The following is a 24,192-nucleotide window of genomic DNA, read 5'->3' as shown; positions in this document are numbered from 1 at the left end:
TCTCCCGGCGCTCCAGGCACCCTGGCGGCTCGCTCTGGTCAGCCGGTCTTTTCGACGTACGTCATCACCAGGTACATGATGACTTCCTGCTTGGTGGGGTTCCTGTACTGGTGGGGCACGTCGGCCTCGAACAGGATCGCGTCGCCCGTCGCGAGCAGGTGGCGCTCGGCGCCGACGATCATCTCCAGCGTTCCCGTCGTCACCACGAGGTTCTCGAGCGTGCCCGGCGGGTGTGGATCCGCCTGCTCGGTGGCGAGGGGAGCGAGCTTGAGCTCGTAGAACTCGACGGTCCTCGGCACGTCGAACGGGAACAGCGCGCGCGAGGTGAACGAGCCGTCGTGCGACGTGAGCACCTTGGCGCGCGCGGCCGGGATGAGCGCCGTGCCGCCGATCGACTGGTCGCTGATCAGCGCCGAGAACGGCACGCCCAGCGCCCGGGCGATCTTCCAGAGCACGTTGATCGTCGGCGTGCTCTGGCCGAGCTCGATCTGGCTGAGCATCGCCCGGCTCACGCTCGACGCCTTCGCCAGCCGCTCGAGGGAGAGCCCGCGCTTGGTCCGGAGGCGGCGCAGGTTGGCGCCGACGATGCCGGTGAGCGCCGAGGACGTGTCCTGCGGGGCCATCTCGTAGCCCCACGCCTCGTCGGGCGTCTCGTCCACGTCCCGCTGCGGCGGCTCCTTGTGCGTCCCGTTCCCCCTCGCGCGGCTCGCGAGGTCGGCGGCGCCTTCCGGCCCGCGATGCGAGCGCGCCCCGGCGAGCGGTGAGGAGCTCTCCGCGAGCTCGGCGGGCGCTCCCACCCCGTTCTTGAAGCCCGCCCCGGACGACGAGGCTTCGAACCGCTCGCCGGCGATCAGCCCGAGGGGGGCGCGCGGCGTGTTCTGGCGGACCGATTTCATCGCAGCTGCCAGACCGGCATCCACGTCCACACGGGGAACCACCAGAGGGCGACCGGCATGGTCAACGAGCTACCCGACGCCATCGTGTCGTTCTCGAGCGCGCGTTCGCTCCGAGCGACCCGCCGCTGCTGCCGGTACTCTTCCAAGTCGATCACTTGAGCACTCTGGGGGCGCATCCGACTTACCTCCAACCCGTAGACCTATCATCCGTTATAACGGATTGTCTGTCAAGGGACAGCTCGGTCATGACGCATCGACGACGGCACGGTGCGTCATCGCGATGACGCCATCGGGCAATCTCATCCGTAGCCGGTCGTTTCGGCGAAAATGCCTCGGATTCAGCATTTGATTGCGTTGTCGCTGTAAAATCTTCTGAGGCGCCACCTCGCTCGACTGTCCACGTTTGACGCGTCGCGCTGTTCTTGCAGCGACATCAAAATGATGCGCCTCCGAAATAGTGGACGGCGCCGGGCGCGCGCGCCCGGAGTCGTCCGTCCCTCCACGGACACCTGTCGCGGACGATGCGGGGTGGCCTGGCGTGTCTGTGCCTCTCCGCGTTTGTCCGTTGCCGTCCCCGCGCGGGTGCGCCGCTCGGCCCGGTGCGTTCCAGGAACATTCGGGGCGCGCCGTCCTCTGTTCACCACGTCGCGGCGCGGTTGCGGAGCCGGGGCGCTTCGCGGCTCACGAGCGCACATCGCGACAGCACGAACACACAAGGAGGCAGCCATGGCGGGCGTCGACGTGGGCGGTGGCGAGAGGCGGGCGCGGAACAGCGATATCAACATGATTCCGTTCATCGATCTCCTGATGGTGACCATCGCCTTTCTCCTGATCACCGCGGTGTGGGTCTCGAGCTCGCGCCTCAAGACCAGCGCAGAGGCCCCGGCCGCCGCAGGGTGCGGTGAGGAGTGTCAGAAGGAGCCTCTCAAGACGATGCACGTCCACGTCGGCGAGGACAGGTTCAACCTCGTGTGGAAGCAGGGCGCGACCGTCCTGAGCGAGGTGAGCGTCCCCAAGCACGCTGTCGAGATCGGCGCGGCGGGGGCCAGCGCGATCCGTTATCGAGAGCTCAGCGACGCCATCCAGCGCGAGTGGGAGCGGAGCGGCGAGCACCGCGCCCCGAGCGACCGCCGCGCCGATCAGGCCGTGCTCCACAGCGATGACAAGACGCCGTTCCGCGAGCTCGTCGCCGTGCTCGACGCCATCAACGCCCCGCGCCGCACGGTCCTCCTCGACGATGGCCGCAGCATCGAGATGCCCGCGTTCCTCGCCACCTTCTCCGCGCGCTAACCCCCACCGTAGGCCCCCGGCGAGGGTGTCCTCGGCGCGGCGCGGGGTGGGGGATGGGCCGATGTTTGAGCCTGAGAGTTGAGCCATCCGGCTTGCCGGATGGCTCAACTCTCAGGCGAGTTCGGCGGGGCCCCCACCCCGCGCCGCGCCGAGGACACCCTCGCCGGGGGCCGGGCCATCGAGTTCGGCGAGGCCCCCACCCCGCGCCGCGCCGAGGACACCCTCGCCGGGGGCCGGGCCATCGAGTTCGGCGAGGCCCCCACCCCGCGCCGCGCCGAGGACACCCTCGCCGGGGGCCGGGCCCCTGGGATGTTACGCCGTGAACTCCGTCGTGAGCGCCACCCAGTTCGAGGGCGGCCGCACCGCGTAGCTCAGCGCCAGCACCTCGATCAGCACCACCCGGTAGATCGCGTGGACGTCGTCGACGTCGACCTCGTGCGCGTTCGCCTCGAGGGCCGCGTCGAGGTGCTCCTGCACGAACGCGAGGACGTCCGGCTGCTCCATCGCGATCACGTCGTCCGAGTCGACCGCCTCCGCGGGGTCGTGGAGGCGGATCTGCTCGTCCAGGTTGAGCGACTCCTCGACGCCGGTGAGCGCCGTCTCGGTGACCTCCTCGAGGTCCTGCCCGAACAGCTCGTCGAAGGCGAGCCAGATCGCCAGCGTCAGGAAGTAGCCGAGGGCGAGCGCCGTCTCGTCGAGCGGGCCGGAGAGCACCGAGGAGATCCGGTCGGCCAGCGCGGGCTGCGTCTGCTCGAAGCGCGTGAACGCGTCGTCGAGCTGCTTGCGCGAGTCGTCGTCATCCTCGGCGAGCTGATCCTCGATCTCGGACAGGACGCGCGCAGGCACCTGAGCGTACGAGGGGACGGGGCGAATGGCTGCGCGGCGTACCCACACGCGGACAACCTAGCACACGATGGCGCGGCTCATGGAGCGAGGAGCCGGATGCTCGACGCAGGAACCCACCCCTCCGCCGCGCCCCAGCGGACCTCCGCCAGCCCGCCCGATCTCCTGCCGACCTCGACCGACGCGCCCTCCGGGATCGGGCTCTGCGCCGCAGCGGCCAGCGCGCGCCCGCCCTCGTCGAGGAGCCGCACCTCGGGCGCGACCACGACGCCCGCCCGGGTCGTGAGGCGGAGGTGCCGCGCCGCATAGGTGAGCGGCACCAGCGCGAGCAGCGCGACGAGCGCGGTCGGCGCGAGGACGCTGCCCGCGACGTGCGCGGGGCCGGCCGGGCGGCGCCGCAGGACCACGCCCAGCGACAGCAAGAGCGACGCGAGGAGCGCCGCCGCCGCCCAGGTGCGCTCCGAGGCGAGGCCGACGACGACCCGGTCGAGGGTGGGGCGCGCGTCGACCGCGTCCGCGGCGCGGCGCGAGCGCCGGCGCGTGATCTCGGCGCGCACGAGGTCGAGCGCGCGATCCGCGTCCGCGTCGCCCGGGCGGAGCCGCAGCGCCTCCTCGAAGGCGGCCGCCGCCCGGCCCAGATCGCCGGGGCGGTCGGCGCCCTCGCGCACGCGGGTGACGTACGCGAGGCCGCGGTTGTAGCTCGCGTCCGGGTGCACGAAGCCGCGGTCGGCGAGCAGCTCGAACGTGTCGATCGCCGCGCCGTACTCCCCGCGGCCGAGCGCCGCCGTGCCCTGCTGGAACAGCGCCTCGGGCGGCTCCGCCGGCTGCGCGCGCGCCGCGCGCAGCGGCAGCGCCGGCGCGAGGCACGCGGCGAGGACGAGCGCGGCCGCGAGGGGGCGCCTCTTCCGGAGGCTCACGTCGGCTTCCATCGGGCGAGCTCGGTGAGGACGGCGCGGCCCTGCTCGACGAGCGCCGCGGCGGCCGCCGCGCCGGCGCTGCCGCCGCGCGCGGCCGGCTCGAACCGGATCGCCTCGCACGCGGCCAGCGTCTCGCAGGCGCGCCCCGAGAGCGCGTCGGGGACGCCGCGCTGGCCGAGCTCGTCCGGCAGCGCGGCCAGCAGGACGCCGCGGGAGCGGAGGCCCGTCGCGGACTCGATCGCGCGGTGCACGGCGCGCTCGATCGCCGCGGCCGTCGCCCCGAGGTCGCCCTGCGCGGCGGCCTCCTCCGCCTCGCCCAGCGCGACCGCCGCGAGCCGGGCGGGCGAGGTGGCGCCGGCCGCGCGGCGCTCGCGCGCCCGGCGCGCGAGGCGAGATCCCGCGCCGAACAGCGTGACGGCGAGCGGCGGCGCGGCGAGGAGCAGCCAGAACGGCGCCCCGTCGAGGGGCAGCGTCGCGGGCGGGGCGTACGGGCCGAGCGACGTGCGGAGCCCGGGCATCCCGGCGAACGGCTCGGCGCGGCCTGCGGCGCCGTCCGCGGCGCCGGGCGCCCCGGACGACGGCGCGGACGCCGCCGGCGGCGCGACCGGGGTCACCTGGACGACGCCGAGCTCGGCGCCCTCGACCACGTAGCGCTTCTGCGCCGGATCCCAGTAGGGGAGCTCGATCTTCCCGAGATCCACCGCGCCGCTCTCCTGGATGCGGACGACGTAGCCGAACGTCCGGGAGCCGCCGATCGCGCCGCCGCGCGGCTCGAGCGACTCGCGCTTCTCCGGATCGAGCCACTCGAGGCCGGTCCGCTCCGGCACCCGGAGCGACTGCGGGAAGTTGCCGGTGCCCGCGACCTGCACGGTGACGGCCACCGAGCCGCCCTGCTCGATCTGGCGCGGCTGCACCGTCGCCTTGAGCGTGAACTGGCCGACGTCGCCGAGGACGTAGCCGGACGGGCGGCCGGCGAGCGGCGGCTCGGTGACGCGGACGACCACGTCGTTCGACTCGCGCAGCACGCGCGCGCCGATCCGCCGCCCCGTGATGCGCGCCTGCATGCTGCCGGTGTGCAGCTCGCCCGCCTTCAGCGGGAACAGCGCGAGCTTGTCGATGAGGCGGGCCGCGTAGCGGTGCCCGCCGACCCGCGTGTACACGGGCCGCTCGTGGCGCGGGTCCTCGAGGAGCGGGTGGCGGAGGAAGTCCGCGGCGGGCGCGGCGCGGGGCTCGCTCATCTCCGCGTTCTCGCGGAAGTAGAGGTAGAACGAGACGGTGACCTGCTCGCCGACCACGGCGGTCGTCTTGTCGGGGATGGCGCGGAGGAACACGATCGGGTCGGGCTCGCTCGGCATCGCGAGCTCCGGCGCCTGGTCCTCGGGCTCGTCCTCGACCTCGTCGTCGTCCAGGAGGCTCCCCGGACCGCCGAACGGCCAGGGAAAGCCCTGCATCGGGCCGCCGGGCAACAGGAACGGGTTGTTCGGACGGCGCGGCCGCCCGCTCGCGGGCACGACCTTGATCAAGATCGGCGCCGCCGTCAGCCGCTTGCCGTTCCAGCCGATCGTCGGCCCCGGGATCGTGTAGCGGCCGGGCTTGTCCGCGACGATCTGCCACGTCGCGCTGATCCCGAGCTGCGTGGTCATGACGCCGCCGCTGAGCTGCGTCTTCATCTGCGTCCCGATGCTCGGGCCGGAGACGATGGAGAGGTCGGGCGGGACGCGCAGCTCCGGATCGGACGGCATGCCGCCGCCGCGCTCCACGAGGGCCTTCACCTCGACCGTGAACGGCTCGCCGACCTCGACCTCGGTGGAGCTCGCGCGCGACGAGAGCTCGGGCTGCTGGGCGCGCGCGCGCAGCGGGGCGAGCAGCGCGAGCAGCGCGAAGAGCAGCGCCGCCGCGAGCGGCGCGAGGCGCGGGGCGGCGAGCGCGAGCGGGGCGGGGAAGCGCGCGGCGAGCGCGAGCGGGGCAGGGGAGCGCGGCGGGCGCGTCACTTGTCCTCCATCGCGCGGCCGCGCCGCATCCCGGCCTTGCTCTTCGCTTCCTGCTCCTGGTACGTCGGCGCCTCCTCGAGCTGGTCGAGGATGCGATCGTCCTGCCGCCCGGTGGGCGGCTGCTCCTGGGGCTGCTCGCGCGGCGGCTCGGGCTGATCCTGCGGGCCCGCGTCGGGCGGCTGATCCTGCGGGCCGGCGTCCGGGCTCTGGTCCTGGTCGCCGCCGTCGTCGCCCGCGTCCTCGCCGCCGCCGTCGTCGCCCGCGTCCTGGTCGCCGCCGTCGTCGCCCGCGTCCTGGTCGCCGCCGTCGTCGCCCGCGTCCTGGTCGCCGCCGTCGTCGCCCGCGTCGGGCTCGGCGTCCGGCGGCGCGTCGGGCTCGGCGTCCGGCGGCGCGGCGTCCTGCTGCTCCTGGATCCGCCGCAGGGCGATGGCCCGGTTCCAGGCCGCGTCCCGGCCGATGCCGTCGCCCCCCGCCTCCTCGAAGATGCCGGGGATGATGGCCAGCGCCTGGTCGTAATACGTCACGGCGTCCTCGTACTTGCGCCGCAAGAACTCGAGGTTGCCCGCGAGGTAGCGGGCGCGCGCCCGCAGGTCGGCCGGCACGCTCGGGTCGGCGCCGATCGCCTTCACCAGGATCAGCGCGCAGTCGATCTCGATCCCGCGCAGCGCGTCGTTCTGCTCCTGCTCCGGCCCGCCGTCCGCGAGCTCCTCGTCGCCGAACCGGTGGCCGAAGCGCTCGGCCAGGTGGAACAGCGTCAGCCCGAGATCGAACGAGCCGTTCGGCTTCTGGCGGACGGCGTCGGGCAGCCCGATGCCGGCGTCGGTGCACGGGCCCGTCCCCAGGTAGCTCGCGAGCGCCTGCTCGGCGGACTCGAAGTTGCCCGCGTCGAGATCGCGGATCGCCTGATCGACCGCGGGCGCGTTCCGCTCGAACGGGGACGTCGGATCCCACCCGCTGCAGCCCGTCGCCGCCGAGAACGCGGCGCCGGTGACGCACGCGGCGGCGAGCCCGATCGCGATGGCGCGCCCGTGGCGCGCGAAGAACCCGGAGAGCTCCGCCCGCCGGCGATCCCGGCGCGGCGCATCGGCCCGCTTGCGATCACGACGCGGCATGCTGCCCTCCCGCGCTGCCCTCCGCCGCCGCCCCCGCCGCGACGTCCGCGCCGCCCGGGCGCGCCTTCAGCAGCGCGGCGCGCTTCGGCGCGACCTCGGGCCGCGTCGCGACGAAGCGCCGGCGCGGAGCGTCCTTGAGGAACACCTCGGCGATGAGGAGCAAGATCGCGAGGCCGAGGGGGTAGAAGTAGACGTCCGCATAGACCGTCTCGACCCGCTCCGAGAACTCGCTCTTCATCTGCCGCCTGAGCTCCGCGGCGATCGTCTCGATGCCCGTGGTCCCCTTCTCCGCGCGGATGATCTGCCCGCCCGGCGTCGCCTGCGCGATCGACGCGAGCTGCTGCTCGCCCGACAGCGACAGCTCGGTCGTGAGCGGCTTGCCCTGGCGATCGGTCCGCCACCCGACGATGCGGCCGTCCGGGCCGATCTCCGGGATCGGCTCCGGCGTGCGCCCGCCGATCTGCACGACGTGGATCGTCGTGCCCTGGGCGCCGATCGCCTGGGCGACGCTCAGCGGGTAGCCCTCGAGGTCCTCGCCGTCGGTGACGAGCAGGATGATCCGCTTGTGCTCGGCGGATTTCGGATCCCGCTTCAGGAGGTCGTTCGCCTGGTCGAGCGCGCGCGCGATCGCGGTGCCGCCGATCGGCATGTCGTTCGGGTCGAGCTGGCGGAAAAACTGAGCGATCGCGGCGCCGTCGGCGGTGAGCGGGAAGCCCATCGGCTCGCCGGCGAACGCCACCGCGCCGAAGCGCGCGCCCTCGAGATCCTTGATGAGGCGGGCGACCTCGACCTTCGCCCGGAAGATGCGCGAGGGCTCGACGTCGCGCGCGTACATGCTCTTCGAGTAGTCGAGCACGACCACCACGTCGACGTTCGTCGCCGGCACGAGCCGCGTGCCCTTGCCGTACTGAGGCCGCGCCGCGGCCACGAACGCGAGCGCCGTTGCGAGCACGAGGAGGACGCCCTTCCACGCGCGGCGCTTCGACGGGTCGGCGGTGGTGAGCGCCTTCACGCGATCCTCGTCGCCGAAGCGCTTGATCGCGCGCGCCACGCCGAAGCCGCCGAGGATGAGCAGGAGGCCGATCAGCGCGGCGAACGCCGTCCCGAGCAGGAACCACGGGGCCGCAAAGTTCACGGGAACCTCCGGAGCAGCCAGGCGCGCAGGAGCGCGTCGAGCCCGATCAGGAACACGCCGGGCAGGAGCAGGAACGGGAAGAGATCCTCGTACGCGGCGCTCGACGCCTCGAAGCGGGTCTTCTCCAGCCGGTCGAGCACGTCGTGCATGCTGTCCGCCAGCGCCTTCGCGTCGGTCGCCACGTACGACTCGCCGCCGGTCTTCTGCGCGATCTCCTGGAGCAGCGCGGGGTTCACCGGGAAGCGGTGGCGCACGTAGCGCGGCTGCCCGAAGAGATCGACGCCGTCCTCGACCTCGACCTCGTCGTCGGTGCCGATCTGGATCGTGTAGACCTTCACGCCGAGCGACGTCGCGAGGTGGGTCGCGTACTCGGGCGCGATCGCCCCGGCGTTCGAGTCGCCGTCGGTCAGGAGGATGACGACCTTCGACTGCGCGTCGCTCCGGCGCAGGCGGGCGACCGCGGTGCCCAGCGCGTCGCCGATCGCCGTCGCGCTGCCGTCGATCACGTTGAGCGTCATCTGCGACACCATCTGCGTCAGCAGGTGGTAGTCGAGCGTCGGCGGCGACAGCACGTACGCGGCCTTGCCGAAGACGACGACGCCGAGGCGATCGGTCTTCCTGCGGCCGATGAAGTCCTGGAGGACGAGCTTGGCCGTGTCGAGCCGGGTCAGCCGCTTGCCGCGCGGCAGCCTCGGCTGGCCGGGCAGATCGCTCGCCCGCGCGTCGAGGATCGCGCGCATCGAGCCCGACAGGTCGAGCGCGACGACGATGTCGATGCCCTTGTCGTCCGTGCGCTGCTCGCGGAGCACGCTGACCGGCCGACCCATCGACAGGACGAGCAGCGCGAGCGCCACGGCGCGGAGCACGCCCGGCAGGTCGCGCAGGTGGCTGCGCAGGCCGCGCGGCCCGCGCGCGAGCGGCGCGACCGTGCCGAGCCGGAGCCGGGGCCTGCGCGCGTCCTCCGCGAAGATGCCCCAGTACCAGACGACCGGCACCGCGAGGAGCGCGAGCAAGAACCACGGCGCCTGCCAGCTCGCGCCCACCCACGCGTCGCGACGGGCGAGGTAGGGATAGACGCAGGCGAGCGCGGCGACGACCAGCGTCGCCCCGATCGCGAGCGCGGCGCGCTTCGCGCGGCTCACGGCGCCTCCCCTTCAGCCCCGGACGAGCGGGCGGGCGGCGGCTGCTTGCCGGCGGGCGATCCTCCGGCCCCGGCGGCCCCGGCGCCCCCTTCGGGCCGCACCGCCGGCGGGGTCGTGCGGTGCACGATGACCTCGCCGCGCTCGATCGCCTCGAGGCAGTCGGCCTCGCTCGGCTGGAGGCGCGCGAACTTCACGAGGTCGCAGTCGGCGAGGAAGCGCGTGATCTGCGGCAGCACCGGCACGGGCGGGCGCACCCGCGCGAGCAGCGCGCGCATCTCGTCGCTGGTCGTCTCGAGGCCGTCGAAGCCGTAGCGCGCGCCGAGGTACTTGCGCACGCAGTCGCTGACGCGGTCGAAGTACTCGTCGGTCCGGCCCTCGCTGAGCAGGCTCGAGCGCCGGAGCGCCTCGAGCTCCTCGAGCGCGGCGACCCACGGCAGCTTGGGCGGCGGGGCGGCCACCACGCGGGGCCGGCGCATCCAGCGCCGGACCAGCCAGGCCACGATGAGCCCGAGCGCCGCGCCGATGAGGATGCCCGCCGCGAGCTGCTTCGCGAGCACCCACTCCTCCCGCTGCGGCCGCGGCGGCGGGTTCGGCTTGACCTTGGGATCCCGCTCGTTGGCGATCGGGTCCTCGACCACGATCTCGTGCGGCCGGGTGCAGACGGTGACGAGCTCCCCGCTCGCGCGGGACACGGCGATCGGCACCGGCGGCAGCTGCAGCGCGCTCCTCCCGGGCTCCTTGGGCAGCGGGACGAACGGGATGACCAGCCTGGTCGTCGCGCCGGCCTCGGTCGCCGTGGTCTCGCTGGTCGGCCCCGCGCCCGCGTCGGCCTCGGGCAGGATGAACCCCGCCTTCTCCAGCGCGCGCGCGGCGTCGCTGTCGCCCTGGACCTTGAAGCCCTCCGGCAGCACCGTCTCGCCCTTGCCGTGCGCGATCGTGATCTCGAGGTGCGCCGCGTACCCGCTGAACCCGTTCCTGGGGAACGTCTCCTGGAGCGTCGGCCGCGTCGCGCCGGGCGGCACGTGCTCCGCGCACGAGGCCCACACGCTCCCGCCGCGCTCCGTCGCCGCGGGCGCGGGCAGCGGCGGCGGCGCGGGCGGCGCGTCGTCGTCCCGCGCGGCGGGCCCGCCGGCGGCGCCCGCGTCCGGCTGCGCGAGCGCCGGCGCCGCGCACGCGAGCGCCGCCGCCAGCGCGGACCACGCGGGCAGGCGGGCGGCGCCCGCGCCGAGGGCCGAGGGGGGCCGCGGCCTCATCGCCTGAGCCTCCGCGCCCGCTTGGCGAACAGGTCGCGCAGCGGCGTCACGAAGCTCTCCCCCGTCTTCACGATCACGGCGTCGAGCGCGAGCTTCTTGAAGAGCTTGTCCCGGTCGCTCCGGAGCTTGCGCATGGCGGTGCGGTAGTGGTCGCGCACCGCCCGGTCGCCGGTGTCCACCACGACCTCCTCGCCGGTCTCCAGGTCCTCGAACGTCGCCAGCCCCACGTCGGGCAGCTCCTCGTCGCGCGGATCGACCAGCATCACCGGGATCACGTCGTGCTTCGCGCTCGCGAGCGAGAGCGAGCGCTCGAAGCCGGTGGCGAAGAAATCGCTGATCACGAAGGCGACGCTCCGCCGCTTCGCCACCTTCACCAGCGTCTCGAGCGCGAGCTTCAGGTTCGTCCCCGTGTACTTCGGCTCGTGCCCGAGGATCTCCCGGATGACGCGCATCACGTGCTTGTCCCCCTTCTTGGGCGGCACGAGCTTCTCGACGGCCTCGGTCGCGAGCACGAGGCCCACGCGATCGTTGTTCTTGATGGCGCTGAACGAGCAGAGCGCCGCGATCTCGGCGGCGACGCGCGCCTTCGACGCGCGCCGCGTGCCGAACTGCTCGCTCTGCGAGGCGTCGACGACCAGCATGACGGTCATCTCGCGCTCCTCGACGAACACCTTCACGAACGGCTCGCTCATGCGGGCCGAGACGTTCCAGTCGATCCAGCGCACGTCGTCGCCGGGCATGTAGGCGCGGACCTCGCGGAACGAGAGGCCCTGCCCCTTGAAGACGGACGAGTACGTGCCGGAGAGCTGCTCGTTGGCGAGCCGTTGCGTCCGGATCTCGATGCGCCGGAGCTGCTTGAGGAGCTCCGGCGGCAGCGGGTTCTTCGAGCCGGAGGCCTTGATCACGGCACCTCGACCACCTCGAACACGCGCCGGACGATCTGCTCGGACGTCACCTCCTCGGCCTCCGCCTCGTAGGTCAGGACGACCCGGTGCCGGAGCACGTCCGGGCCGATCGCCTTCACGTCCTCCGGCGTCACGTAGCCGCGGTGGCGCAGGAACGCGTGCGCGCGCGCCGCGAGCGCCAGCGCGATGGAGGCGCGCGGGCTCGCCCCGTACTCGATGAGGCTGCTCAGCTCCCGCATCCCCTTCTGCCCGGGCTCGCGGGTCGCGAAGACCACGTCGACGATGTAGTCCTTCACGCGATCGTCCATGTACACGTCGCGCACGACCTTGCGCGCGGAGACCAGCTCGTCGGGCGTCGTCACCTTCGCGGCCTTGCCCTCGATCACCGCGGTCGTGCGGTCGATGATCTGCCGCTCCTCGGCGCGCGCGGGGTACCCGACCTTGACCATGAGCATGAACCGGTCGACCTGCGCCTCCGGGAGCCGGTAGGTCCCCTCCTGCTCGATCGGGTTCTGCGTCGCCATGACCACGAACGGGCTCGGCAGCGGGTAGGTCGTGTCCCCGATGGTGACCTGCCGCTCCTGCATCGCCTCGAGCAGCGCGCTCTGCACCTTGGCCGGGGCGCGGTTGATCTCGTCGGCGAGCACGAGGTTCGCGAAGATCGGGCCGAGCTTCGAGGTGAAGTCGCCCTTCTGGTGGTTGTAGATGACGGTGCCGATGAGGTCGGCGGGCAGGAGATCCGGCGTGAACTGGATCCGGGAGAACTTCGCGTCGATCGCGTCGCAGAGCGTCCGCACGGTGAGCGTCTTGGCGAGGCCCGGGACGCCCTCGAGGAGCACGTGCCCTCCGGTGAGCAGCCCGATGAGGATGCGCTCGATCATGTACGTCTGGCCGACGATGACCTTGCCAACCTCGCTCAGCAGGGTGTCGATGAAGGCGCTCTCTTTGGCGACCAGCTCGTTCAGGGCGCGTACGTCGTGCATAACGGGTGGGAGCTCATAGCAAGCCCGGCCGCCCGAGGACAACCGGCGCCGCCCGAATATTCCTCGGCGGGCGCCGGGCAGCGCGGCGCGGCGCGCGGCGCGCGGCGCGCGGCGCTAGAAGCCGGGCTCGCGGAACCTGGCGCGCCCGGTCTCGGCGGGCGCGCGCGGCAGGCGCGGAGGGCCCGGGCTCGCGGTCGCCGCGGGGGCGGAGGACGGCGGCGTCGCGGGCGCGGTCGAGGGCGCGGGCGGCGGCTCCGGCGCGCGCGGCTCGGCGGTCGCGGCCCGCGGGCCCGGCTCCTCCGCGAGGGGCGGCGCCGCGGGCGCCTCCACGATCTGCTGCGCGGCGGGGCCCTCCCCGAGGCCGATCCACAGGAGCGTCGCCGCCCCGAGCAGCGCGCCCGAGGCGACGAGCGCCGCCGCGGTGGCGATCGTGCGGGCGCGGCGGCGCGGATCGAGCCGGGAGGACGGCCGCCCCCGCGACCTGCCGTCCGCGGCGCGCAGCGCGTCCTTGATCACCGCCGCGCGCCGGGACGTGCGCGCGGCGAGCGCGTCGCGGATGTACCCCGTGACCTCCTCGGGGCGGCCGCCGAGCGTCGCGTTCACCGCCTCCAGCGCGTCCGCGAGCTCCGCCATCGTGGCGAACCGCTCGGCGGGATCCTTGGCGAGCGCGCGCATCACCGCGGCCTCGAGCGCGGGCGGGTAGCCGGGGTCGAGCGAGCTCGGCGGATCGACCGGCTCGGGCCGCGCGATGCGCGCCATCGTCGCGAGGTCGTGGCTCGCGGCGAAGGGGTGCGTGCCCGTCGTCAGCTGATAGAGCACGATCCCGAGCGCGAAGATGTCGGACCGCCGGTCCAGCTGCTCGCTGTAGACCTGCTCGGGGGCCATGAAGAGGATCTTGCCCTTCATGTGCCCGGTGTTGGTCGTCGGGTTGTCCGCCTGCGCCACGGCCTTGGCCACGCCGAAATCGGCGATTTTGACCGTGCCGTCCCGCGTGATCAGGATGTTGTGCGGAGAGACGTCCCGGTGCACGAGCCCGACCAGCGCGCCGTCCTCGTCCCGGAGCTCGTGGGCCGCGTGCAGCCCGCGCGCCGCCTCGATCGCGATCCGCACCGCGACGGGCAGGGGGAGCGGCCGGCCCTGCTTGCGGGTGCTGCCGCCCTGCAGCGCCACGAGGGCGTCGCCGTCGATCCACTCCATCACGAAGTAGAGCACCCCGCTCTGCTCACCTTGATCCAGGATCGCGCACACATTCGGGTGCTTGATCCGGGCCGCGATGCGCGATTCCGTGAGGAACATGCGCTTGCAGCGCGGATCGCTGGAGAGCGCCGGCAGCATCGTCTTGACTGCCACGATCTTGTCGCCGGCCGCCCCGTCGCGCTCCCGGGCCGCCCACACCGTGCCCATTCCGCCCTGCGCGATGGCGATCAGCAGCTCATAGCGGCCGAGGAGTTGGCCTGGCACAAGATCGACGGGCGCTATCACAGCTCGTACCTGCGACTCCTGTGTCGTCGTGAATCCGACCACGCTGAAGCTCTCACGGGCGATGCCTCGGGCGATGCCTCCGGGCGATGCCTCCGGCGATGCAAGAGCGTTCCAGGATCGGGAACCAATCTCAAACAATTTTCCAGTTGTCGAGAATCGGCCAGCATGAGTACGGTTAGATTGCCTCTATCGCTTCGTTGAGGAAGGAGGCGTGGGTGGAGCATCGGATCACCATCGGCGGAGTGGTATTCTTCGCCGTGGTCGGCGTCGGTCCGGCTGCGTTCGCCGATCCTTCCCCCGAGGGGGCCGAGCGCGCTGCGCCCGGCGCGGTCGCGGGCGACACGGCGGCTTCCGCCGCGCCGCGGCAGCCGGGCGCGGTCGCGGGCGACACGGCGGCTTCCGCCGCGCCGCGGCAGCCGGGCGCGGTCGCGGGCGACACCTCGGTTTCCGCCGCGCCGCGGCAGCCGAGCGCCGCGGAGCTCGCGTCCGCGCGGCACCTCTTCTCGCTCGGCCTCGCCGCGGAGGACCAGGGACGATGGGCGGAAGCGCTCGAGATCTACGAGCGCATCAGCAAGATCGTCGTGTCGCCGCCGCTCTGGTACCACCTCGGCGTCTGTCACGAGGCCCTCGGCCACGTCGTCGAGGCGCTCAACGCGTTTGAGCTCGCCACGTCCGGCGCGACCGCGCGGAAGGAGCTCGCGCTCGCCAGGGAGTCGCGGTCACGCATCGAGAAGCTCCGCGCGAAGACGTCGCAGATCGTCCTCCGGCTGCCCGAGGACGCGACCGGCGTGCGCGTCGAGATCGACGGCGAGCCGATCCATCCGGCGCTCGTCGGCGCGGCCATCCTCGTGAGCCCCGGGGCGCGGCGGATCGCGGTGAGCGCCGAAAATTACGCAGCGCGCTTCGAGGCCACGGTGCAGGCCGAGACGGGCGCCGTCGTCGAGCTGCAGGCCGAGCTCGGCCGCAAGCGAGCGCTCGCGGCCTTGCGGCCGATCGCGCCGGCTCGCCCTGCGCCGCCCCGCGCGCCCGCGCCGGACGCGAGCGTCCCGCCGGTGGCCGTCCTGGGGGCGGCGGCCGCGCTCGGCGCCGCCGCCGTGGTCACGGGCGTGATGGCCTACGACGTGCGGCACACCTTCCTGAAGAAGAACGCGAACCCCGCCCCGGGCTCGATGGCCGAGCGGCAGGCGCTCCGCGACCGCGGGCAGGCGCTCGCCGTCACGAGCACGGCGCTCACCGGGGCGGCCCTCGTCGCGGGCGGCTTCGCCGCGTACCTCTTCTGGCCCTCCCCGTCGCCGCGCGCGGCGCCCGAGCACGCCGCAGGTCCGCGGCCTTCGCCCGCGCCGCGCGCCCCCGGCCTGACGGCCCTCTCGCCGTGGGCCTCCGCGGACGGCGCCGGCGTCGCCGTGCAGGGAGCGCTGTGAGCCGCGCGCGCCGCCTCGGAAGGGGCGCCGTCGCGGCGCTCGCCCTGGCCTGCACCGGGGTGGGCGCGTGCGCCTTCATCGCGCCGTTCCCCGAAGTCGCGGTGGACCCGGTCGGCGAGGGGGGAGGCGGCGCCGGCGGGTTCGGCGTCGGCGGGTCCGGCCCCGGCGGGGCCGGCGGGGGCGGCTCGAGCGCGGAGGTCTGCACCCCCGGCGTCGCGACGGCCTGCTACGCGGGGCCGCGGGGCACCGAGGGCGTCGGCCCCTGCGCGGCCGGCGTCGCCACGTGCAACGACGACGGGACGGACGTCGGCGCCTGCGTCGGCCAGGTGCTGCCCGCGTTCGAGAGCTGCACGGGCGCGGACGAGAACTGCGACGGGCGGGCGTGCACCGGCGATCCCGTGCAGAGCGTCGCGCTGGGCGGCACCGGCGCGCAGCAAGGCCTCGGCGTCGCCGTCGGCGAGGACGCCGTCGTGGTGGTCGGGTCGGCCTCCGGCGGCACCGATCTCGGCGCGGGCCCGTCGGACGAGCTCGGCTCGCTCGCCGAGCCGGACGCCTTCCTCGTCACGTTCTCCCGCGACGTCTCCACGCGCGAAGGGCGCTTCCGGTTCGGCCGCCGCTTCGCGGACACCGTCGCGCAAGGGGTCGCGCTCGCGCCGGGCGGCGACGTGGTGCTCGCGGGCAGCGCGTCGGGCGACGTCAATTTCGGCGGCGGCCTGCGCGAGGGCCACGGCCGCCGCCCCGACGTCGTCGTGGCGCGGTTCGACGCCTCCGGGGCGCACCAGTTCAGCCGGCGCTTCGGCGACAACGACACCCAGCGCGCGACGGCCGTCGCCGTGGACGAGGCGGGGAACGCGTACGTCACCGGCGAGTTCCGGAGCACGCTCGACTTCGGCGAGAACAGCCACGGCGAGCGCTTTCTCCTGAAGAGCCAGGGCAAGAGCGACGTGTTCCTCGCCAAGCTCGACGCCGCCGGCAACGTCTGCTGGGCCAGGCAGTTCGGCGACGCCGCGGAGCAGGCCGGCACCGGCGTCGCCGTCGACGGCCATGGCGACATCGTCCTCGTCGGCCGCTTCGCCGGGAGCGTCGACTTCGGGGGCTACGGGAACGGGCTCTCCACCGACGCCAAGAACGACCTGTTCATCGCGAAGCTCGACCCGTCGGGCGACCACGTCTGGAGCAAGTCGGCCAACGCGACCAACGCCGCCGAGGCGCTCGGCGTCGCGATCGACGGCGCGGGCAACGTCGTCGTGACCGGCTCGTTCCGCTCGTCGGTCACCGTCGGCGAGTCGGTGCGCACGAGCGCGGGCGACAAGGACATCCTCGTCATCCGTCTCGACGAGAACGGCGTCCTCCAGTGGTGCGAGGACTTCGGCGACGACGCCGACCAGGAGGGCGCCTCGGTCGCGACCGATCTGGCCGGCAACATCGTCGTGACCGGCTGGTTCAGGGGGACCATCGAGCTCGGCGACAGGGTGCGCTCGGCCACGGGCGCCTCCGACGCGTTCGTGATGAAGCTCGCCCCGGCCAGCGACCCGATGTGGCTGCGCTCGTTCGGCGACTCGAGCGAGCAGCAGGGCGCCTCCGTCGCCGTCGATCGCCTCGGCCACAGCTGGGTGACCGGGCGCTTCGACGGCGTCCTCGATCTCGGGATCGGCGCGATCGCGAGCGGCGGCGCCGCCGACGCGTTCCTCGTCCAGCTCGGGCCGTGAGCGCCGCGCGCCGGCGGCTCACTCGCCGGCGAGCGGGTAGATCGGCCGGATGTCGATCGGGATCCCCTCGAGGCCGCCGAGCGCCTGCCGCATGGGCTCCGAGACCTCGCCGTACCGCGCGAGGAGCTCGCCGGCGGCCTGCTTGTCGCCGCGGTGCTGCACGAGGCAGAGATCGCGGACGAGGCGGGCGATGGCGGCCTCGAGCTCCGCGGCGTCGACCGTGAAGCGCCGGGTCGCCGGGTCGAAGCGGGCGGCGCCCTCCTCGAGGAAGCGGTTGATCTGGAGCGCGGCGCCCTTGCCGTGCGCCTCGGCCACGCCGAAGCGGGTGCTCCGGAAGAGCCCCGCGAAGTAGGAGACGAGGAGCTTCTCCCGGAAGTCTCCGGCGAAGTGGCCCCGCTGGATCATGAAGAGGACGTTGTAGGCGCCCATCACGTCGGCCTTGGCCTCCTCGATGGCCGAGTAGGCCGCGCCGAGCGCGAGCCGCACCTCGACCCGCTCTCCGGAGGCCCGCGTGAACGCCGGGCCCAGGCTGTGCGAGAGCTCATGGAAGAGCGTCTCGTTGAAGAACGCGTCGGCGGACAGGTGCGCGAGCTGCGCCGGGTCGAGGATGCGCTCGGCGATGGGCCGCATGATCAGCTCGAACTTCGTCTCGATGACGTTGCGGAGCAGGACCTTCTTGGCGCCCTTCTCGGCGCGGACGCGCTCGTCGTTCGGCAGGTTGAACGCGATCGTCTGGACCGATTTGCGGGCGTCGCCGGCGCTGAAGACCAGGTCCACCACCTGGATGGGGCTCTCTCCGCCGCGCTGGGTCTTCACCTCGTCGGGGATGGGCAGGTTGCGCTCCATCTCCGGGAGGAGCTCCTTGTACTTGGAGAGCCTCCGGGAGGCCTCCGGGTCGCTCACCGTGACGAACGCCTCGAACGAGGCCTTGAGGCCGAGGAGCTCGTCCTCGTAGGTCTCGTAGGGGCCGATGGTCACCTCGACCGGGCTGTCGAGGTCCATCCAGTCCTTGTCGGAGGCGTAGTAGTCGTCCGACCGGAACGCCGCGGCCCGGGACCTCAGGAACCTGCGCAGGCTCTCGTTCGCCGTGAGCGCCGCGGCCTCCTCGAGGAGCGCGCCGGCGGGGCCGAGCCACGCCGCGTAGGCCTGGCTGTACGGCACCGCGACGAGCCCGCCCTGGTCGCGGCGGATGAGCGTGAACAGGCCCTCGAAGGCCTCCTTGTCGCCCGGGTGCCGGTCGATCCACGCGCGGAGCTCGTCGGCCGAGAGATCTTCCGGGTAAAAGCCGGCGCCGGGCGGACGAGGCCTGTCGATGGCGAAGGGGCGGTGGTGATCCTGCCTGTCCCACGGGCCCCGCATGATGTCGAAATAGGCGAGCCGGTCCCGGCCTTCCGGGGTGGCGTCCGCGACGAGCCGCTCGCGGAGCTCGGGGTTCCCGGCGTAGGCCTGGCGATCGAACACGGGATCGAGCCGCCGCGAGGCCTCGATGAGCTTGTCGAGCGCCCTCCGCTCGGGCTCGGGGAGCGCGCGGACGTCCGCGGTGAGCGTGGCCGGCGCGAACTGCTTGACCTTGTCGGACAACATCGGGACCTCCTAGGGGCGAACTCCGGCGATCTCCGGACGGTTCAGGGTCAGCCCGCCGGGACCGGGTGCGCGTCGCGGTACTCGCGGACGGCCTGGGCCTCGTCGACGGCGTGCTTGAACCCGGTGGCGGCGCGGAAGGCGGCGCTGTCCACGACGACGGGGTACTTGATGTGGGTCAGCGCCGCGCGCGGGAGCTTCGGCAGGCCGAAGCGGCCGAGCGCGTTGCGCAGCACGAACTCGGGGAGGGGGACCGCCACCCGTCCCGCCGCCCGGATGATGAGCGACAGGGGCACGGGCTGCGGACCCGAGACGTTGTAGACGCCGCGGATGCGCTTCTCGAGGGACAGGCAGATGGCGGTCACGACGTCCTGCTCGTGCATGAACTGGAACAGCGGGTCGAACCCGAGGACGTACGGGACGTGGGGCCCGCGGAGGAAGCTCGCCAGCGTGCCGTGGCCGGTCGGGCCGAGCGTGTAGCACATGCGGAGCACGGTCGTGCAGAGCTCGGGGGCGCGCCAGAGCGCCGTGCAGGCGTACAGATCGGCGGCCACGAGGTCGGCGAGCTCGGGAAAGGTGGACACCGCCATCGGCGGATCCTCTTCCTTGTGGTAGAGCGGCGACTCGGGGCCAGCGCCGTAATACGTGTGTCGTCCGACGAAGATCACGTGCTCGACGCCGCAGGCGCGGCTGTTGTCGAAGACGACGCGCGTGCCGCCGAGGTTGATCCGATACCGCTCCTCGGTCTGCTCCACGAGGTGCGTCACGGTCGCCATGTGGATCACGGCCTGGGGCCGGGTCTTGCGGAACACGTCCTCGGCGGCGCGCTTCTGCAGATCCACGTTGTGCATCTCGACGCCGGCCGGGGCGTCCAGCCAGGGCCGGCGGTCGATGCCGATCACCTCGTGCCCCTCCTCGAGGAGGCGCGCCGCGACCATGCGGCCGAGCTGGCCGGTGATTCCAGGGATGAGGACCCTCATGCGCCCTCCTTCGACGACGCGGGCAGCGCGGCGCCGCGCTGATCCAGCGCGAGCTTGCTGCGGCGGCGCCGCCGACCCGCCTCGATGAGCTCGGCGATCCGCGCCTTCACCTGCTCCACGTGGCCGGCGATCACCTCGTCTTCCTCCGCGCCGGTGCCGGCGAACGTCATCGGCTCGCCATAGGTGATCTCCAGCTGGACCGGCAGCGGGGCCGGCACGAGGTACGGCGTGATCGGGATATACGGCACCCCGAACAGCCGGCCGATCGTGTACGAGTTGGCGACGGTGGGCACCGCCTCGCCGCCGCCGACGAAGCCGAACGGGATGATGGGCGTGCCCGTCTTCATCGCGAGCCGGACGAAGCCCGACCCGAAGTGCACGAGCGAGTTGCGCTCGCTGTAGAGCTTGGCGGTGCCGCGCGCCCCCTCGGGGAACACCATGAGCAGCCGCTCGTCCTCGAGCAGGCGGCTCGCGTGCTCGGGGAGGCCGGTGAAGTGCCCTGTGCGGCTCGACCAGAGCGAGGTGAACGGGAGGCGATTGATGAATTTCTCCGCCATCCCCTCGGCCAGCCGCGGCGGATCCATCGCGAAGAACATCGACGCGACCACCATCGCCCCGTCGATGGCGACGCCGCCCGAGTGGTTGCCGACGAGCATCGCGCGCCCGCGCGCGGGGACGTTCTCGATGCCTGTCACGCCCACCGAGAAATAATGATGATAGAAGAAGTCGAGGAGAGAGAAGAAGAGGCCCAGGTGCTTCCGGGAGATGCCGTAAGGATCGACCCCGAAGCTGTTGAAAGGGATCTCCAGCCGCTGGACGCGCTGGGCAATCGAGTCGCTGACGAGCAGTGTCAAGGGGCACCCTCCGGAGGCTGCGGCGCCCGGAGGGTACGCGCGATCGGGCGGGAAGCACAACCTCCGCCGGCCGGCGCAGGAGGCGGCCGGGCTGCGCCGCGCCGGCGCGAGGCGCCCATGGATCACGCGCTGTGCGCCCGAGCGCTCGCCGTTCACGTGGAGGATCCCATGTCGAAACATAACGCGCCGCGGCGGCGCCGTGGCCGCGGTGTTTCTGAGCGCTCGCCGCGGGATCGGGGCGAGGCGGTTGAGCAGCCGCGCGGTCCGCGGTATGGGGTCGGCCATGTCGAGCCGACGCCGCGCACCCGAGCTCCCGGGCAGGCCGCCCTCCGCCCCCGCGCCGGGAGGGCGCCGCCGCCAACCCCGCCGGGGGGTCGCCCTGTGACAGCGCTCGTGATCCGCCGGGCGGCGCCCGCCGACGTGGAGATCATCGCGGCGAACAACCGGGCCATGGCGCTCGAGACGGAGGGCAAGGTGCTGGACACCGCCACCACCCTCCGCGGCGCCGCCGCGCTGATCGCGGATGAGACCAAAGGGTTCTATCTGGTCGCCGAGCGCGCCGCCGAGGTGGCTGGGCAGCTGATGGTGACCTACGAATGGAGTGACTGGAGAAACGGCACTTTCTGGTGGATCCAGTCCGTCTACGTGTCGCCCGCGGCGCGGCGCAGCGGGGTCTTCCGGGCGCTGTACCGGCGAGTCCACGAGATGGCGGCGGACGCGGGGGACGTATGCGGCATCCGCCTCTACGTGGAGACCGCGAACGCGCGTGCGCAGTCGACCTATGTCGCGCTCGGAATGAAGCGGTCGCACTACGAGCTCTACGAGCTCGATTTGGACTTCGGCTCGTCCTGAGGTGTCCGGCCGTCCTGGTTCTGGGCGGGGGGGACGACCGCGGGCATCGACGGCCAGGAGCCCTTGACGAGGGCGCGCATCGCGGCCGTCTTCAGCGCGACCTCCGAGGGGTCGAGGAAGACGCCGAGGGCCTGGCGGATCTGGGGGAGGGACCGGATGAGATCGGCAGGCGTCATCGCGTCGGGCGGCGACACGCCGCTCCGCTCGCAGGCCTCCTGGATGATCTTCCTGGCGAACGCGGGCGCGAGGCCGCAGCACTCGACCACCTGCTCGAAAAGCGAGCGCATGAGCTGGTTCCCCCGGGGTAACGTCTGACGCGCGGCGCGTCTTTCACTTGGGCGAGCACATACCGCCCCACGACAAGAATAGCCTACCTCCTATGTCGCGCTCGTGAGACGGCGACTGACGTTCTGCTGGTTTTCGCGGCGATGTAGGTGCGACAGCGACGCGTTCCATGGCTGACGGCGCGACCTCGGCTCGCGCGGCCTGCGCGAGGCGGAGGGCGATGGCGGCCGCCGGAGCATTGGACGGGCCTCCATGGCCGGAGTGTTGGACGGGTCGGCAAAAAGGATCATCGCCGGGCGGGCCGCGCGCGTGAGGATCGCTGCGCCGGCAGGCAGGCGCAGCGCGCCGCGTCTGTCCAGCGTTGACGTCCGGGGACGCAGGTGCGCCGATGGCGTCTCGCGACGCCTCGTGACATCGCGCGTTACCTCGTCGCTGGCCGGCGCGTGATCACCTCGCTGGCCGGCGCGTGATCACCTCGCTGGCCGGCGCGTGATCACCTCGCTGCTTGACGCATCACCGCCCCGCTGGCGGGCGCGTCACCGCCCCGCTGATCGGCGCGTCACCGCCCGCTCATGGGCGTGTCACAGCCCCGAGGGTTTGAAGGGGGTCCGGGAGGTCGCCCGCGGAGCGCTCCGCTTCGGCTCCGTCGCCTTCGGCGCCGCGGTGCGGACGGCCGGCGAGCGGGGGGCAGGCTTCGCCGTCGAGGCGGTGGATCCGCCCGCTGTGCGCGTGTCCGGCCGACCCGTCCTGGGCTTGACGGCCACGGGCGGGGTCGCTCTGGGCGCCGGCCGCGGGACGGCGTTCGTCGCGCGGTTGGCGGTGGGAGCAGGGCCATGCGCGGATCTGCCCAGCGCGGAGCCCTGGACGGCGCGGCCGGGAGCGGGGGCATGGGCGGAACCGACGGGGGAAGGGCTGTGCGCGGCTCGGCCGGGGGCGGGGACCTGGCCGGCGCCGCCGGGGGCGAGAGCCTCGACGGCCCCGGCGGGCTGCCCCGGCGCGGCGGCGTGGACCGTCGCGCCGTCGGCCACGGTCGCGGGCAGGTGCGGCGAGCTCGGGAGGACCGGGGCGCTCTCCGCCGCTTCTCGAGCGGCGGGCTCGCGCGCGCCAAAGGCGAAGAAGGCGCCCACGCCGGCCGCGAGCGCGACCGCGCAGACGCTGGCGATCACGCTGCGGCGCACGAGGTGCTGCCGGCGGAACACGGGCTCCGAGACGACGGCGCCGAGCCCCGGCGCGCTGCCCTCGGCGCCCGAGAGGTCCGGCGCCGGCCCGAGGATCTGCAGGCCGAGCGGAGAGCGGTCGCTCATGGGAGAGCGCTGGCTCAGCGGCTCGCCCAGGGGAGCGCGCTGGCTGAGCGGCTCGCCCAGGGGAGAGCGCTGGCTGAGCGGCTCGCTCCGCGGAGAGCGCTGGCTCAGGGGCAAGGGCTCGCTCCGAGGGGAGCGCTGGCTGAGCGGCGAGCGCCCCGACAGCGGCCCGGACCTCGGGCCCGACGCGGGGCCGCTCCGCACGCTGATGGGCGCGGTGAGGTCGCGCAGGCCGACCTCCTTGATGAGCGCCTCCACCGCCCGGGGCGACGACACGGCGAGGCCCGGCGTCTGCGCGGCCGCCTCTTCCAGCGTCTCGGCGAACGCCGCCGCGGTCGGGAACCGGTCGTCCGGGTCGGCGCGCAGCGCGCGCATGCAGATCGTGTCGAGCGCGGCGGGGACCGACGGCACCACCGCGCGCGGACCAGCGGGCGGGCCCTTCAAGATCTGCGCGATCAGCGCGCCGTCGTTGTCGGCCTTGAACAGGCGCTCCTCCGTGAGCATCTCCCAGAGCACCACGCCGGCCGAGTACACGTCGCTGCGGCGGTCGACCTGCTCGGCCTGGATCTGCTCGGGCGCCATGTACGAGAGCTTGCCCTTGAGCGCGTTCCCCTGCGTCGACATGAGCCGCGTCTCGGCGCGCGCCACGCCGAAGTCGGTGATGCGCGAGACGCCGTCGATGCCGACGATCACGTTCTGCGGCGAGACGTCGCGGTGCACGAGGTTGAGCGGCTCGCCCTCGGAGCCGGTGAGCTCGTGCGCCGCGTGCAGGCCCGCGAGCACGTCGAGGAAGATGCGGAGCACGATCCCGATGGGGACCCGCCGCTTCGCCCGCGCGCACGTGCGGAGCAAGAGGTGCAGCGACGGGCCCTCGATGTACTCCATGACGAGGAACAGCGGGTCCTCGACGAGATCGAACGTGGCGACGACGTTGGGGTGGCGGACCCGCGCCGCGAGGCGCGCCTCGTCGAGGAACATCGCGACGAACTCGGGCTCCGCCGCGATGTGCGGGTGCATCATCTTCAGGGCGACGAGGCGCTCGAACCCGCCGGCGCCGATCGCCCGCCCGAGGTACACGGTGGCCATGCCGCCCGACGCAATGGCGCGCAAGCTCTCATAGCGGCCAGCGTGCAAGGTCACACGACCAGGCTACACCATGCGTGGTGCGTTCTCCACGAGTCATGCGCCGCATCTCCACGTGAGTGTGCCTGCGCGTGCGCGCGCGCGCACGCACACGGCCACGACGAAAACCCGATTTCC

The 24,192-nt window shown here is 73.2% G+C and carries 21 protein-coding genes; 4 read left to right on the top strand and 17 right to left on the bottom strand.

Annotated features, from left to right (window positions below; genetic code table 11):
• Positions 1-38: 38 nt before the first annotated feature.
• Positions 39-896, bottom strand: coding sequence for a helix-turn-helix domain-containing protein (locus WMF33_RS37450; protein WP_437333088.1), 858 nt, complete (start codon positions 894-896; stop codon positions 39-41).
• Positions 893-1,051 (bottom strand): hypothetical protein, encoded by a 159-nt coding sequence (locus WMF33_RS37445; RefSeq protein WP_165374388.1) that lies wholly within the window; start codon positions 1,049-1,051, stop codon positions 893-895. Before WMF33_RS37445 ends, WMF33_RS37450 begins: the two co-directional genes overlap by 4 nt.
• 571 nt (positions 1,052-1,622) lie before the next feature.
• Here WMF33_RS37445 and WMF33_RS37440 point away from each other — a divergent pair.
• A complete protein-coding gene (locus WMF33_RS37440; RefSeq protein WP_061629604.1) occupies positions 1,623-2,186 on the top strand; it encodes an ExbD/TolR family protein in 564 nt (187 codons plus the stop codon).
• Positions 2,187-2,498: 312 nt separating this feature from the next.
• On the opposite strand, the gene WMF33_RS37435 is transcribed toward WMF33_RS37440, so the two are convergent.
• From WMF33_RS37435 to WMF33_RS37390, 10 genes are all read right to left on the bottom strand, one after another.
• Positions 2,499-3,080 carry a hypothetical protein gene (locus WMF33_RS37435; RefSeq protein ID WP_044986562.1) on the bottom strand — a complete coding sequence of 194 codons (582 nt, stop codon included), beginning with the start codon at positions 3,078-3,080 and terminating at the stop codon, positions 2,499-2,501.
• Positions 3,081-3,109: 29 nt separating this feature from the next.
• Complete coding sequence (locus WMF33_RS37430; RefSeq protein ID WP_437333087.1) at positions 3,110-3,946, bottom strand: hypothetical protein; 837 nt, start codon at positions 3,944-3,946, stop codon at positions 3,110-3,112.
• Positions 3,943-5,937: a BatD family protein gene (locus tag WMF33_RS37425; protein WP_437333086.1), complete on the bottom strand. Its 1,995-nt coding sequence runs from the start codon at positions 5,935-5,937 to the stop codon at positions 3,943-3,945. The genes WMF33_RS37430 and WMF33_RS37425 overlap by 4 nt, the downstream gene beginning before the upstream one ends.
• Entirely contained in the window at positions 5,934-7,049 is a 1,116-nt protein-coding gene (locus WMF33_RS37420) for a tetratricopeptide repeat protein (protein WP_437333085.1), read from the bottom strand. Before WMF33_RS37420 ends, WMF33_RS37425 begins: the two co-directional genes overlap by 4 nt.
• Positions 7,036-8,184: a vWA domain-containing protein gene (locus WMF33_RS37415; RefSeq protein ID WP_437333084.1), complete on the bottom strand. Its 1,149-nt coding sequence runs from the start codon at positions 8,182-8,184 to the stop codon at positions 7,036-7,038. The genes WMF33_RS37420 and WMF33_RS37415 overlap by 14 nt, the downstream gene beginning before the upstream one ends.
• Positions 8,181-9,326, bottom strand: coding sequence for a vWA domain-containing protein (locus WMF33_RS37410; RefSeq protein ID WP_437333083.1), 1,146 nt, complete (start codon positions 9,324-9,326; stop codon positions 8,181-8,183). Before WMF33_RS37410 ends, WMF33_RS37415 begins: the two co-directional genes overlap by 4 nt.
• Positions 9,323-10,579 carry a hypothetical protein gene (locus WMF33_RS37405; RefSeq protein ID WP_437333082.1) on the bottom strand — a complete coding sequence of 419 codons (1,257 nt, stop codon included), beginning with the start codon at positions 10,577-10,579 and terminating at the stop codon, positions 9,323-9,325. The genes WMF33_RS37410 and WMF33_RS37405 overlap by 4 nt, the downstream gene beginning before the upstream one ends.
• The gene (locus WMF33_RS37400; RefSeq protein ID WP_437333081.1) at positions 10,576-11,484 is read right to left on the bottom strand and encodes a DUF58 domain-containing protein; all 909 of its coding nucleotides are present in this window, start codon (positions 11,482-11,484) and stop codon (positions 10,576-10,578) included. Before WMF33_RS37400 ends, WMF33_RS37405 begins: the two co-directional genes overlap by 4 nt.
• Positions 11,481-12,467, bottom strand: coding sequence for an AAA family ATPase (locus WMF33_RS37395; RefSeq protein ID WP_437314708.1), 987 nt, complete (start codon positions 12,465-12,467; stop codon positions 11,481-11,483). Before WMF33_RS37395 ends, WMF33_RS37400 begins: the two co-directional genes overlap by 4 nt.
• Before the next feature lie 114 nt (positions 12,468-12,581).
• The gene (locus tag WMF33_RS37390) at positions 12,582-13,928 is read right to left on the bottom strand and encodes a serine/threonine-protein kinase (RefSeq protein WP_437333080.1); all 1,347 of its coding nucleotides are present in this window, start codon (positions 13,926-13,928) and stop codon (positions 12,582-12,584) included.
• A gap of 236 nt (positions 13,929-14,164) precedes the next feature.
• Between WMF33_RS37390 and WMF33_RS37385 the strand changes: the two genes are divergently transcribed.
• Together WMF33_RS37385 and WMF33_RS37380 are read left to right on the top strand one after the other, a co-directional pair.
• Positions 14,165-15,370, top strand: a complete 1,206-nt coding sequence (locus WMF33_RS37385) for a hypothetical protein (RefSeq protein ID WP_437333079.1) — start codon at positions 14,165-14,167, stop codon at positions 15,368-15,370.
• Positions 15,367-17,079, top strand: coding sequence for a hypothetical protein (locus WMF33_RS37380; RefSeq protein ID WP_437333078.1), 1,713 nt, complete (start codon positions 15,367-15,369; stop codon positions 17,077-17,079). Before WMF33_RS37385 ends, WMF33_RS37380 begins: the two co-directional genes overlap by 4 nt.
• Before the next feature lie 18 nt (positions 17,080-17,097).
• On the opposite strand, the gene WMF33_RS37375 is transcribed toward WMF33_RS37380, so the two are convergent.
• From WMF33_RS37375 to WMF33_RS37365, 3 genes are read right to left on the bottom strand one after another with little or no spacing between them, the layout of a single operon-like run.
• The gene (locus tag WMF33_RS37375) at positions 17,098-18,663 is read right to left on the bottom strand and encodes a dipeptidyl-peptidase 3 family protein (RefSeq protein ID WP_437333077.1); all 1,566 of its coding nucleotides are present in this window, start codon (positions 18,661-18,663) and stop codon (positions 17,098-17,100) included.
• Between the two features lie 47 nt (positions 18,664-18,710).
• Positions 18,711-19,640 (bottom strand): SDR family oxidoreductase, encoded by a 930-nt coding sequence (locus tag WMF33_RS37370; RefSeq protein WP_437333076.1) that lies wholly within the window; start codon positions 19,638-19,640, stop codon positions 18,711-18,713.
• Positions 19,637-20,494 carry a lysophospholipid acyltransferase family protein gene (locus tag WMF33_RS37365; protein WP_437333075.1) on the bottom strand — a complete coding sequence of 286 codons (858 nt, stop codon included), beginning with the start codon at positions 20,492-20,494 and terminating at the stop codon, positions 19,637-19,639. Before WMF33_RS37365 ends, WMF33_RS37370 begins: the two co-directional genes overlap by 4 nt.
• A 381-nt stretch (positions 20,495-20,875) precedes the next feature.
• Between WMF33_RS37365 and WMF33_RS37360 the strand changes: the two genes are divergently transcribed.
• Complete coding sequence (locus tag WMF33_RS37360; RefSeq protein ID WP_437333074.1) at positions 20,876-21,346, top strand: GNAT family N-acetyltransferase; 471 nt, start codon at positions 20,876-20,878, stop codon at positions 21,344-21,346.
• Here WMF33_RS37360 and WMF33_RS37355 read toward each other — a convergent pair.
• Together WMF33_RS37355 and WMF33_RS37350 are read right to left on the bottom strand one after the other, a co-directional pair.
• Complete coding sequence (locus WMF33_RS37355) at positions 21,313-21,633, bottom strand: hypothetical protein (RefSeq protein WP_061627058.1); 321 nt, start codon at positions 21,631-21,633, stop codon at positions 21,313-21,315. The genes WMF33_RS37360 and WMF33_RS37355 overlap by 34 nt on opposite strands.
• A gap of 579 nt (positions 21,634-22,212) precedes the next feature.
• The gene (locus WMF33_RS37350) at positions 22,213-24,072 is read right to left on the bottom strand and encodes a protein kinase domain-containing protein (RefSeq protein ID WP_437333073.1); all 1,860 of its coding nucleotides are present in this window, start codon (positions 24,070-24,072) and stop codon (positions 22,213-22,215) included.
• Positions 24,073-24,192: the final 120 nt, after the last annotated feature.

Origin of the sequence: Sorangium sp. So ce394 (genome assembly GCF_051474665.1) — a bacterium.
GTDB classification, from domain to species: domain Bacteria; phylum Myxococcota_A; class Polyangia; order Polyangiales; family Polyangiaceae; genus Sorangium; species Sorangium cellulosum_D.
The sequence above is the reverse complement of the archived record's forward strand: the minus strand, read 5'-3'. Positions and strand labels throughout refer to the sequence as shown.

Bases quoted from the DNA above. Each gene is read 5' to 3' on its own strand.
- WMF33_RS37405 (WP_437333082.1), bottom strand. From the start codon at position 10,579: ATGAGGCCGCGGCCCCCCTCGGCCCTCGGCGCGGGCGCCGCCCGCCTG.
- WMF33_RS37375 (WP_437333077.1), bottom strand. From the start codon at position 18,663: ATGTTGTCCGACAAGGTCAAGCAGTTCGCGCCGGCCACGCTCACCGCG.
- WMF33_RS37440 (WP_061629604.1), top strand. From the start codon at position 1,623: ATGGCGGGCGTCGACGTGGGCGGTGGCGAGAGGCGGGCGCGGAACAGC.
- WMF33_RS37395 (WP_437314708.1), bottom strand. From the start codon at position 12,467: ATGCACGACGTACGCGCCCTGAACGAGCTGGTCGCCAAAGAGAGCGCC.
- WMF33_RS37450 (WP_437333088.1), bottom strand. From the start codon at position 896: ATGAAATCGGTCCGCCAGAACACGCCGCGCGCCCCCCTCGGGCTGATC.
- WMF33_RS37370 (WP_437333076.1), bottom strand. From the start codon at position 19,640: ATGAGGGTCCTCATCCCTGGAATCACCGGCCAGCTCGGCCGCATGGTC.
- WMF33_RS37420 (WP_437333085.1), bottom strand. From the start codon at position 7,049: ATGCCGCGTCGTGATCGCAAGCGGGCCGATGCGCCGCGCCGGGATCGC.
- WMF33_RS37355 (WP_061627058.1), bottom strand. From the start codon at position 21,633: ATGCGCTCGCTTTTCGAGCAGGTGGTCGAGTGCTGCGGCCTCGCGCCC.